The following is a 10,317-nucleotide window of genomic DNA, read 5'->3' as shown; positions in this document are numbered from 1 at the left end:
ACGACGACGGGTCCGATGCGATGTTCTCATCAATCCTCGTCGTCGCAATCACAGCAGCAGTCGCAGCAGCAGGTGCAGAGCCGCGCGATCGGCATGCCGGCGGCGATCAGGTCGCCGTGCAGCGCGATCAGCACCCACGCCTGCTCCCCGACCTCGTCGTCGGCGTCGGTGAGCGGGAGCGTCTCCGCGTAGGCCCCGGCCGCGTCGCCCCGCGCGATCGCGATCTGGGCGAGGCGCAGCCGGTACCGCCGCGGACGGGCCCCGGGTGCGTCGGAGGCGGCCGCGAACCGGTCCGCCGCCTCCTCCAGCTCCCCCCGGCGGAAGGCGAGCTCGCCCCGGACCCCGTGCTCCCAGCCCGTGAGGTTCGGCCCGCCCGGCCGGTGGTCGGGGCGCTCGAGCCGGCGGAGGGCCTCCCGCGCCCTCGCGGTGTCGTCCGCGCCGAGGTGGCGTTCCGCGAGGGCGAGGCGGCGCTCGTCCCGACGGGCCGCGGCCTCCTGGGCCCGCTCCCGGTCGCCTCGCCGCAGCGCCTCCGCCGCCTCCGGGCAGCCCGCCTCCGCGCCCTGGCGCAGGAGGGGTGCGGCCGTCCCACGCCGGCCGCCCCGCAGGTGCGCGCGCCCGGCCCGCGAGGCCGCCGCGCCCGCCAGGGCCGCGTCCGGTCCGCGGGCCGCCGCCTCCCACCACGCGAGGGCGATCCGACCGTCCCGCTGCCAGGCGTCGATGTCCCCGAGGGCGATCAGCGCGCGCTGGTGCGGCACCGCGGCCGCGAACACCGGCCGCAGGGCCGCCCGCACGTTCGCGTCGGTCGTCCAGCGCGCCAGCAGACGGGCGGCGGTGTCGACGCGGGCGGCCACGTCGCCGGTGTCGCGTCGGAGGGCGGCCGCGACACGGAGCGCGTGGCGGCGCGCCCGGATCGGGTCGTCCTCGGGTGCGTCCATGCCCCCAGGGTGGGCGCGCCCCGTGTGGGGCGCGACGGAGTTTCGTCCCGCTCAGCGGGTCACGAGCAGGCCGGCGGCGGACGCGGCCATGACGAGGCAGGTGGCGCCGTGGATGCCGAACGCGTCCCGGGGCCGCCCGCCACCGCGCAGCACCACGACCATGTCGCCGAGCGGGATGGTGGCCGCCGCGAGCCCGACCTGGCCGGCGAGCCGACCGTCGCCCCGGGCGAGGACGGCGAGCGTCATGAGTCCGGTCGCGATGTCGCGGATCCCCTTGGGGGGGCCGTACGGGTTGTCCGCCGTCGTCGGGAGCCCGTAGCCGGTCTGGGCCGCGTCGGGGGCGACGAGGAAGCGCACCCCGATCGGGATGATCGCGACCGCGGCCGCGCCGAGTCCGAGGAGGCCGGCACGGTGGGCCCGGGAGGGGCCGGAGGTCTGTCGTAGCGTGGTCATCACGTCTCCTAGCATCGCTAGCTCCAGGAGCCACGCTAGACCAGGCGCCGGCATTTTGCTAGCGCTGCTAGAAGTTCAGGAGATCGTGTAGCGGTCCCCGTAGACCGAGAACGTCAGCGGCGTCCGGAGCTCATCGTTGCCGTCGCGGGCGAACTTCTGCTGCACGTCGGTGATGCGGGTGACGTCGGTGTGGGCGGGTTCGGAGCGCATCACCGCGATCCGCACGCGCCAGAAGGCGTCGAGGTAGTCGGCGAGGTCACCGCCCTGCGCCGGGGTCCTGGCCTGCTTCTTCGCCGCGGCGCGGATACCCCCGAAGCTCGCGGGATCGCTGCCCGGACCGTGCACCACGATCGCGTCGTAGTAGGCGAACTGCCCGAGCGGCGGCAGCCCGTCGGCCTTCGCCGCTGCGACGGCGGGGTCGAAGTAGGCCTGGTCGCGGAGGCGGTCCTGGGCGGCCGTGAACCGACGGTCGGTCGACGCCTCGCGCCAGGCGTCCTCGAACGCCGCGCCGAGTCCGTCGTGCGAGTCGCTGCCGTTCACCGCCCGCAGGGCCGGGAGGAACTCGGCGAGCGGGTTCCCCGGCACGGTCGCGGTGTAGTTCCGGACGAGAGCCAGCATGTCGCCGGTCCCGGACGTGAAGCCGATGATCCCGCCGGTGTAGCCGCGCCCGTCGCCGATGTCCTGCAGGTAGCCGTATTGGTCGCGCCAGTCCAGCGTCGAGTTCTCGGCGGCGGACACCAGCTGCATCGCGACGTCCTTGAGCGCCGGATCGTGCAGGTCGGCCGGCGCCGGGGCAGCGGTGGTGGGGGTCGTCGTGGGCGGCGCGGCCGGCGGGGGCGCGACCACGGGAGGCGGTGTGGGCGTCGCCGCCAGGGGTGCGACGGCGGGTGCCGGCGCACCGCCACAGGCGGTCGCGAGCAGCAGCACGGCCGCGCACCCGGCCACCGCGAGCGTTCGCCTGCGCAGCCCCGGCACCGGACACAGCCTCCACGACGTCCACGGAAAAGGGCCGGCCCGGAGACGTCCGGACCGGCCCTGACCAGCGGAGCCGCCTTCGGGATTCGAACCCGAGACCTACGCATTACGAGTGCGTTGCTCTGGCCGACTGAGCTAAGGCGGCAGCAGAGCCGAGTGTAGGGGACCTGTCCGGCGCCCCGGTCGGGCGGGGTGGGCAGGACGAGCGTGGCGGTTTCCTGACGTCGAGGGTCAGCGGTGGGCCACGGCTGACGCCGGGTCGGTGCGGCGGGCCCGCACCACCGTCCACGCGACGAGGGCCCCGAGCAGCCCGGCGAGCCCGGCGACGGCGAGCAGCGAGGCCATCCCGTGCGCGACCGCGGCGCGCACGGCTCCCTCGAGGGCCGGCCGCGCGGAGACCGGCGCGGCGGCGAGCACCTGGGCGGTCCGCCCGCCGACCACGTCGCGCGCCGCGGACCCCGCCCCGCGGCCGGCGAGGGAGGATCCCGTCGCACCGGCGAAGACACCGCCGAGCAGGGCGACGCCGAACGCGACCCCGACCTGTCGGGCGGTGTAGACCGCGCCGCCCGCCATCCCCGCCCGGGCGGCGGGCAGGGCACCGGTCCCGGCCGAGCCCAGCGGGGCGGTCGCGAGCCCGATCCCCACGCCGACGAGCAGGAAGCCCGGCAGCAGGGCCGGCCACGCCGCGAGGGTCCACACCAGCACCGCCCCCAGCAGGTCCCCGACCCCGACGAGCAGGAGGCCGCATCCGATCACCGCACCCGCCGTCCGGACCCGCAGCAGCCGCCCGGTCGCGAGGGAGGCGACGAAGGCCGCCACCGACATCGGCAGGGCGACGAGACCGGCCGTGACCGGTGAGAGCCCCAGCACCGACTGCATCCACAGCGAGGCGAAGGCCGGCGAGACGTACGCCGCGCCGTTGAGCAGCAGGGCCACCGGCAGGACACCACCGAAGACGGGCTGCCGCAGCAGGGCGAGGTCGAGCAGCGGCTCGGCGACGGCCCGCTCCACCGCGGCGAAGGCGGCCAGCAACAGCACCCCGAGGACGATCAGGCCCCAGCACGCCGGCGACGACCAGCCGTCGTCGGTCGCGCGGATCATGCCGGAGGTCAGCGCTGCGATCGCGGCGCTGAACACGACGACCCCGGCGACGTCGACCCGACGGGCCCGCGCCGGACGCGCGGCGGGCAGGACGAAAAGCGAGACGGCGATCGCCACGACGCTCACCGGCACGTTCACGAAGAAGATCCACCGCCACGACAGGGCCTCGGTGATCGGACCGCCGAGCAGGGGCCCGACCGCCGTGGAGGCCCCCGACACCGCACCCCACACGCCGTAGGCGCTCGCCCGGTCGGAGCCCGTGTAGGAGCCGTTGAGCAGCGCGAAGGTCGTGGCGATCATGGCCGCGCCCCCGATGCCCTGCACCAGCCGCGACACGATCAGCATCGCCGGGTCCACCGCGAGGCCGCAGCCAAGGGACGCGAGCGCGAAGACGACGGTGCCCGCGACGTAGGTCGACCGGTGGCCGACGCGGTCGGCGACCCCGCCGGCGGCCATCAGCAGCGCCGCCAGGGCCAGTGCGTAGCCGTCGATCACCCACTGCAGCGCCCCGAACGACGTGTCGAGGTCGACCGCCGTGGCCGGCAGCGCCACGTTCACGATCGTGACGTCGACGAGCAGCATGAACGTCCCGAGACACACCGCGATCAGCCGCAACCACCTGAGCACGCGGCCAGCGTGCGCCGCACCGCCCCGGCTTCCGACGCTCCGGCCGCCATTCCCGTGCGATCCTTGCGCACGTGGACGGCGAGACGTCGGAATCGTGCAGCCTGGCGCCCGAGGACCTCCGTATCCTCCGCACCCTGCAGCTCGCACCGAGGGCACCCTTCGCGACGATCGCCGCCGTGCTGGGGACCTCCGAGGCCTCCCTCTCCCGTCGTCACGCGCGGATGCGCCGGGCCGGCGTGCTGCACGTCGCGGGGGTCGTGGATCCCGGGGCGTTCGGCCAGACCCAGTGGCTGGTGCGGCTGCGCTGCCGTCCCGGCAGCGCGGCCGCGATCGCCGAGTCGCTGGCCCTGCGCGCCGACGTCGGGTGGGTCGCCCTGAGCGCGGCCGGCACCGAGGTCACCTGCGTCGTCCGGTCACGCTCCCAGGAGGCGCGCGAGGACCTGCTCGGCACGCGGCTGCCCCGGGCCGCGGCCGTCCTCGACCTCGAGGTCTCGGTGGTGATGCGGAAGTTCGCGGGCGGCCGGGGCGAGTACCGGACCGTGTTCGACGGCGTCCTGACCCCGGACGAGGAGGCCGCCCTGGGCGGCACGTCCGACACCGTCGTCGAGCGGTCGGCGGTGTCCGACGTCGGGCCGCTGCAGGACGGCGACGAGCCGCTCCTCGACGCCCTGGTCCGTGACGGACGCGCGAGCCACGTCGACCTCGCGGTCGCCACCGGGCTCACGGCCGGACGGGCCGCACGGCGGCTCGCGGACCTCGTCGAGCGCCGGGTCGTGCACTTCCACCTCGAGCTGGCGCCCGCCGCACTCGGGCTCGCGGTCGGGGCGAACCTCTGGCTGCACGTCCACCCGTCCCGCCTCCGGGCCGTCGGGCGCGCCCTCGCCGGCATGCCGCAGCTCGGGTTCGCCCTCGCGGTCTCCGGCCGCGCGAACCTCCACGCCCTCGTGCACTGCCGCGACACCGACGAACTCTTCGAGCTCACCTCCGACCGGATCGGCGGCCTGCCCGGGGTCGACGGGCTGGAGGTGAGCCCCGTCCTGCGGCACGTGAAGCAGTCGGGCGCGCTGACGGTCGGGCGTCGGCTGGAGACCGGCTGAGCGGGGAACAGTCCGCGGCCGCGCGGGGTTGGTGCACGACGTGTCCGTCACCGGTCTGATCGTCGTCCTCGGGGTGCTCGCGCTCGCGTCGGTCGTCGGCCTCGTGCTGCGCTTCCGCGCCGGCCGGGTCCGGACGACGACGCGTCGGGGCGCCCCGGGGTGGGACCTCGCGGGCGTGACGCCCGAGGCCGTCGACCGGGTGCTGCTGCTCCAGCTGTCCTCCCCGATCTGCACGCCGTGCCGTCAGACCGCGGCGCAGCTCACCGACCTCGCGGCGCGCCCCGGCATCCGGCACGTCGAGGTCGACATCGCCGAGCGCCCGGAGATCGCCCGCACGCTGGACGTCATGCGCACCCCCACCACCGTCGCCTTCGCCCGCGACGGACGGGAGCTGCTGCGGGTGTCCGGGGTGCCCCGTCGTCAGGAACTGCTCGAGGCGCTGGACAGCGAGCTGACCTCAGCCCGATGATCGACGACGTGCTGACCCGACGACGCGCCGTGGACCACGGCCGCCTCGCCTCGGACCTCTGTCCGGGCCGCTGACCCGCGCGCCCACCACTCCGCAGAGGAAGTCCCCATGCAGCTCGATCCCCGTGGCGTCCGTGTCGCCGCGACCATCACGACCGTCGTCCTGGCCCTCGTCCTGATCACCGGCAGCGGCTGGCTCGCGCTCGCCCAGGCCGTCGTGTTCGCGCTGCCCGCCCTGTTCGGCATGCGCCTCTCGCCGTACGGCGCCCTGTTCCGCGTCGCGGTCCGCCCGCGCCTGGGCCCGCCGTCCGAGACCGAGGACGCGGCCCCCGTGCGCTTCTCGCAGACCGTCGGGCTCGTGTTCACGGTCGTCGCGGCCGCCGGGTACATGACCGGGGTGACCGCGCTCGGCGTCGTCGCGACCGCGTTCGCCCTGGCCGCGGCTTTCCTCAACGCCGCGTTCGGCTTCTGCCTGGGCTGCGAGATGTACGGGCTGATCGCCCGCGCCCGGGGAGCGCGCACCGCCTGAGAGGCTGCGGGGCGTGGAGCTCCGAGACGTCCGCCCGGCCACGACGACCGACCGCGCCTGGGTGACCTGGGCGGTCGGGCAGATCACCGCGGACACCCGGCGCTCGGCCGACACCCACCTGCTGCGGCTGCCGGGCGGCGGCGACGTCCAGCTCTACCTCAAGGACGAGTCGACGCACCCGACCGGCAGCCTCAAGCACCGGCTCGCCCGCAGCCTGTTCCTCTACGCGCTCTGCAACGGCGACATCGGACCCGGCACGACGGTCGTCGAGGCCTCGTCCGGCTCGACCGCCGTCAGCGAGGCCTACTTCGCGCGGCTCGTCGGGCTGCCGTTCGTCGCGGTGATGGCGCGGTCGACCAGCGTCCGCAAGGTGCGCCTCATCGAGCGCGAGGGTGGCACGTGCGCGTTCGTCGACTCCCCGGGTGCGGTCTACGCGGAGGCCCGCCGGATCGCCGACGCGTGCGGCGGCCACTACCTCGACCAGTTCACCCACGCCGAGCGCGCGACCGACTGGCGCGGCAACAACAACATCGCCGAATCGATCTTCGACCAGCTCGCGGAGGAGCCGCACCCGGTCCCGACCTGGATCGTCGTCGGCGCCGGCACCGGCGGCACGAGCGCGACGATCGGCCGCTACCTGCGCTACCGCGGCCACCCGACCCACCTCGCCGTCGTCGACCCCGAGGGATCGGCCTTCCTGCGCCACTACGCCGGGGAGGAGCCGACCGGCCCCGGGTCGGTCATCGAGGGCATCGGGCGGCCGCGGGTCGAGCCGTCGTTCGTCCCGCGGGTCGTCGACCGGATGCTCGGGGTTCCCGACGGCGGGTCGGTGGCGGCGATGCGGTTCCTCGCCGACCGCTTCGGGATCGACGCCGGGCCGTCCACCGGCACGAACGTGGTCGGCGCGCTGCACCTCGCCGGCGAGATGATCGACCGGGGCGAGCAGGGCAGCGTCGTCACCCTGCTCTGCGACCGCGCCGACCGCTACCGCGCCACCTTCGGCGACGACGCCTGGCTGGCCGCGCAGGGGATCGATCCGACGCCGTACGCGGACGCGGTGGAGGCGGGCTTCGCCCGGGTCGACGCCTAGGCGGGGACGTCCCGGAGCCGGTCGACGACGGTGGTCGACGGCTCCGGTCCCAGGTCCAGCTGGGTCAGCGTCGCGACGCCGTCGTCGAGCAGGTCGACGTCGTCGTCCGGCCCGTCGGTCGGCACGCGCATGTCCTCGCCGTCCAGCTCGACGACGAGCGGGTCGCGCACCCGGACCTCCTCCGCGCGGTCGCCCGCCGGGTAGTTGACGTTCACGACGACGCCAGGTGCGAACAGCCGCGGACCGAGCGTCCGGACGAGCCGGGTGACGTACGCGGCGGTCGGGGCACAGTCGTCCTCCGTCTTCCCGCGGTGGGTCGACGCGGCGATGGCCGGGAAGCCGGCGCGCGCGGCGGTCACGGCAGCGCCCACCGTGCCGGACTCCACGATCCCGGTGCCCGAGTTGTGCCCGAGGTTCGTGCCGGAGACGACGAGATCGGGCGGGTCCGCGCGCATGAGGTCCAGGCCGGCGCGCACCGCGTCGACCGGGTAGCCGTCGACGGCGTAGACACCCGGGCGCTTCTCCTCGAGCTCGGTCCGCCCGTCCGAGGTGGCGCCCGCGCCCGAGCGGTTGCCGGACGGGGCGACCAGCGTGACGTCGTACCCGGCGTCGAGCAGGGCGGCCCGCATGGCCGTGATCCCGCCGGCCTCCCAGCCGTCGTCGTCGGTGAGGAGGACGCGGAGCTTCTCGGGTGGGGTGGCGGTGGTGGTCGTCGTCGGCGCGGGGGCTTCCCGCGCCTGGACGGTCGCCGCGGGCGGAGCCGGCGGGGCGACCGGCGCGGCGGCGCACGCACCGCAGAGCAGCGCACCGACGACGGCGAGGACCAGACGCGGCGCGATCACGACAGCGGGTGCAGGGCGACCGGGAGGCGGTCGAGGACGATCCCGAACAGGTCGCGGTAGGCGACCAGGGCCTCGTCGTCGGGAAGGTCGTTCTCGCTCCGGGTGCCGTCGGCGGCCGTGACGATGCGACGGGCGCCGGCCATCGTGACGCGGCCGCCGTCGGCGGTCGGCAGGGAGCACGTGGGGCCGTGGGTGAACCCGGAGTCGGGGTGGGTCGCGGTCCAGAAACAGGTGGGGCCGAAGTCGTCGCGAGACCGCACCCGGCGCTCCAACCGGTAGCCGGGCCTGCCGTCGGGACCCCGGACCTCGACGTCACCGTCGGGCTGCGGGTCGACGTGCGTCGACGGCCGGTCCAGTGCGGCCGGCGGGACGGGGAAGTCGCCGAACCCGACGTCGACGAGGAGGCCGTCCACCTGCAGGGCCAGGTGGGCCAGCGGCGCCGTGTCGCCCTTCGGGGTGTGGACGACCGCGCCGAGGAACGCGACGTCGTGCCCCAGCTCGTCGAGCAGCCACCCGAACAGACCGTTGAGCTCGTAGCAGAAGCCGCCGCGCCGCCGGTGCACGATCTTGTCGAACAACGCCTCGGGCGCGAGCTCGATCGGCTCGCCGAGGTGGATCGACAGGTTCTCGAAGGGCACGGACCGGAAGTGGCGGTCGGCGAGGGTCGCGAGGTCGTCGTCCTCACGCGCCCCGATGCGCCCGAGGTATGCGGTCACGTCCACGCGCCCGGTATACACGGGCCCATGCGCGTCGCCCTCGCCCAGATCCTGGCCACCGACGACCCGAAGGCGAACCTGGAGCTGGTGCGCGACCACACGGCGCTCGCCGCGCAGCAGGGCGCGACGGTCGTGGTGTTCCCCGAGGCGACCATGTGCCGCTTCGGGGTGTCGCTCAAGCCGGTCGCGGAGCCGCTCGACGGTCCCTGGGCCACCGAGGTGCGCGCGATCGCCGAGCAGCACGGGGTGCTGGTGGTCGCGGGGATGTTCACCCCGACCGACGACGGGCGCGTGACCAACACGCTGCTCGCGGTCGGGCGCGGGGTGGACACCTCCTACGACAAGATCCATCTCTACGACGCGTTCGGGTTCGCCGAGTCCCGGACCGTGGCGCCCGGCTCGTCGCCGGTCGTGGTGGAGGTCGACGGCGAGACCCTGGGGCTGGCGGTCTGCTACGACGTCCGCTTCCCCGAGCTGTTCCGCGCCCTCGCCGACCGCGGCGCCTCGACGGTCCTGCTCCCGGCGTCCTGGGGTGCCGGCGAGGGGAAGATCGAACAGTGGGAACTGCTGGTGCGCGCCCGGGCCGTCGACTCGACGACGTTCGTGGTGGCCTGCGACCAGGCCGACCCCCTGGCCCGCGGCCTCGACCCCGGCAAGGCGCCGCGCGGGGTCGGCCACTCGCTCGTGGCGTCGCCGACGGGGACGGTCGTGGAGTCGCTGGCCGACGACCCGGGCCTGCTCGTCGTGGACGTCGACACGACGTCGGTCGCGAAGGTGCGTGAGGTGCTGCCGGTGCTCGCGAACCGGCGTCTTTGATGGCCAAGGGACGGAGTGTCGCGCGGGTCGCGTCCGCGCTGTCCGAGCTCGGTCTGGGCGGTCGCTCCCGTGAGCTGCCGGACTCGACGCGCACGGCGGCCGAGGCGGGCGCCGCCCTGGGCTGCGAGGTCGGGCAGATCGTGAAGTCGTTGGTCTTCCGGCTGCCCTCGACGGACACGGCCGTGCTGGTGCTCGCGTCGGGGTCGACGCGGGTGGACGTGGGGAAGCTGTCCGCCGTGGTCGGTGAGACCGTGGAGCAGGCGTCCGGTGCGTTCGTGCGGGACCGGACGGGCTTCGCGATCGGCGGGGTCGCGCCGGTCGGGCTGGTGGCGCCGGTGACGACGTACGTCGACCGCGGGGTCCTGGGCTGGGACCACGTGTGGGCGGCCGCCGGGTCGCCGCGGACCGTCTTCGACGCGACGCCCGACGAACTCCTGGCGGCCACCGGCGGCACCGTGGTGGACGTGGCGGAGTAGGCCGGTCTCCACTCGGATCCGTGCCCGACCATCCGAGTCCTCGCGCCTCAATCGGACGGCCACGTAGTTCGGTGCCACACAGGTCGACGACGGCGGGGCGAGCAGAGGGCACGCGAGGGATGTCAGCGGCACGAAGCGCCCCAGAGGGGGGCCGGTGCCACTGACAAGGGCCGCACCGTCGTCAGACGACGA

Annotated in this window: 12 protein-coding genes and 1 tRNA gene; 6 read left to right on the top strand and 7 right to left on the bottom strand. The window is 75.1% G+C overall.

Going from position 1 to position 10,317, the window contains the following annotated elements; all coding sequences use genetic code 11:
• Positions 1-29: 29 nt before the first annotated feature.
• From QSK00_RS12820 to QSK00_RS12800, 5 genes are all read right to left on the bottom strand, one after another.
• Positions 30-935 carry a hypothetical protein gene (locus QSK00_RS12820; protein ID WP_285591140.1) on the bottom strand — a complete coding sequence of 302 codons (906 nt, stop codon included), beginning with the start codon at positions 933-935 and terminating at the stop codon, positions 30-32.
• Positions 936-986: 51 nt separating this feature from the next.
• Complete coding sequence (locus QSK00_RS12815; protein WP_285591138.1) at positions 987-1,388, bottom strand: DUF4267 domain-containing protein; 402 nt, start codon at positions 1,386-1,388, stop codon at positions 987-989.
• Positions 1,389-1,463: 75 nt separating this feature from the next.
• Positions 1,464-2,363, bottom strand: a complete 900-nt coding sequence (locus tag QSK00_RS12810) for a chitosanase (protein ID WP_285591136.1) — start codon at positions 2,361-2,363, stop codon at positions 1,464-1,466.
• 71 nt (positions 2,364-2,434) lie between these two features.
• Positions 2,435-2,508, bottom strand: a tRNA-Thr gene (locus tag QSK00_RS12805).
• A gap of 86 nt (positions 2,509-2,594) precedes the next feature.
• Positions 2,595-4,091, bottom strand: a complete 1,497-nt coding sequence (locus tag QSK00_RS12800) for an MFS transporter (protein ID WP_285591135.1) — start codon at positions 4,089-4,091, stop codon at positions 2,595-2,597.
• A 71-nt stretch (positions 4,092-4,162) separates the two neighbouring features.
• Between QSK00_RS12800 and QSK00_RS12795 the strand changes: the two genes are divergently transcribed.
• The 4 genes from QSK00_RS12795 (at position 4,163) to QSK00_RS12780 (ending at position 7,275) form a co-directional block, all read left to right on the top strand.
• Positions 4,163-5,188: an Lrp/AsnC family transcriptional regulator gene (locus QSK00_RS12795; protein WP_285591133.1), complete on the top strand. Its 1,026-nt coding sequence runs from the start codon at positions 4,163-4,165 to the stop codon at positions 5,186-5,188.
• Between the two features lie 40 nt (positions 5,189-5,228).
• Positions 5,229-5,657, top strand: coding sequence for a thioredoxin family protein (locus QSK00_RS12790; RefSeq protein ID WP_285591131.1), 429 nt, complete (start codon positions 5,229-5,231; stop codon positions 5,655-5,657).
• A 108-nt stretch (positions 5,658-5,765) separates the two neighbouring features.
• Positions 5,766-6,185 (top strand): DUF4395 domain-containing protein, encoded by a 420-nt coding sequence (locus QSK00_RS12785; RefSeq protein WP_285591130.1) that lies wholly within the window; start codon positions 5,766-5,768, stop codon positions 6,183-6,185.
• 4 nt (positions 6,186-6,189) lie between these two features.
• On the top strand, positions 6,190-7,275 hold the full coding sequence (locus tag QSK00_RS12780; RefSeq protein ID WP_285591449.1) for a PLP-dependent cysteine synthase family protein: 1,086 nt from the start codon (positions 6,190-6,192) through the stop codon (positions 7,273-7,275).
• Here the strand turns inward: QSK00_RS12780 and surE are convergent.
• Positions 7,272-8,117, bottom strand: a complete 846-nt coding sequence (gene surE, locus QSK00_RS12775) for a 5'/3'-nucleotidase SurE (protein WP_285591129.1) — start codon at positions 8,115-8,117, stop codon at positions 7,272-7,274. The two genes, QSK00_RS12780 and surE, sit on opposite strands and share 4 nt — an antisense overlap.
• Entirely contained in the window at positions 8,114-8,839 is a 726-nt protein-coding gene (locus QSK00_RS12770; RefSeq protein ID WP_285591127.1) for an arylamine N-acetyltransferase family protein, read from the bottom strand. The genes surE and QSK00_RS12770 overlap by 4 nt, the downstream gene beginning before the upstream one ends.
• Before the next feature lie 21 nt (positions 8,840-8,860).
• Between QSK00_RS12770 and QSK00_RS12765 the strand changes: the two genes are divergently transcribed.
• Both QSK00_RS12765 and QSK00_RS12760 read left to right on the top strand, forming a co-directional pair.
• Positions 8,861-9,649, top strand: a complete 789-nt coding sequence (locus QSK00_RS12765; RefSeq protein ID WP_285591125.1) for a carbon-nitrogen hydrolase family protein — start codon at positions 8,861-8,863, stop codon at positions 9,647-9,649.
• Positions 9,649-10,125 (top strand): YbaK/EbsC family protein, encoded by a 477-nt coding sequence (locus tag QSK00_RS12760; RefSeq protein ID WP_285591123.1) that lies wholly within the window; start codon positions 9,649-9,651, stop codon positions 10,123-10,125. Before QSK00_RS12765 ends, QSK00_RS12760 begins: the two co-directional genes overlap by 1 nt.
• Positions 10,126-10,317: the final 192 nt, after the last annotated feature.

This window comes from Actinomycetospora sp. NBRC 106378 (assembly GCF_030269685.1).
Classification (GTDB): Bacteria; Actinomycetota; Actinomycetes; order Mycobacteriales; family Pseudonocardiaceae; genus Actinomycetospora.
Note: the sequence above shows the minus strand (reverse complement) of the source record. Positions and strands in the feature narration are given on the sequence as shown.

Coding starts and splice junctions, on each gene's coding strand:
- QSK00_RS12820 (WP_285591140.1), bottom strand. CDS start 935: ATGGACGCACCCGAGGACGACCCGATCCGGGCGCGCCGCCACGCGCTC.
- QSK00_RS12815 (WP_285591138.1), bottom strand. CDS start 1,388: ATGACCACGCTACGACAGACCTCCGGCCCCTCCCGGGCCCACCGTGCC.
- QSK00_RS12785 (WP_285591130.1), top strand. CDS start 5,766: ATGCAGCTCGATCCCCGTGGCGTCCGTGTCGCCGCGACCATCACGACC.
- QSK00_RS12765 (WP_285591125.1), top strand. CDS start 8,861: ATGCGCGTCGCCCTCGCCCAGATCCTGGCCACCGACGACCCGAAGGCG.
- QSK00_RS12760 (WP_285591123.1), top strand. CDS start 9,649: ATGGCCAAGGGACGGAGTGTCGCGCGGGTCGCGTCCGCGCTGTCCGAG.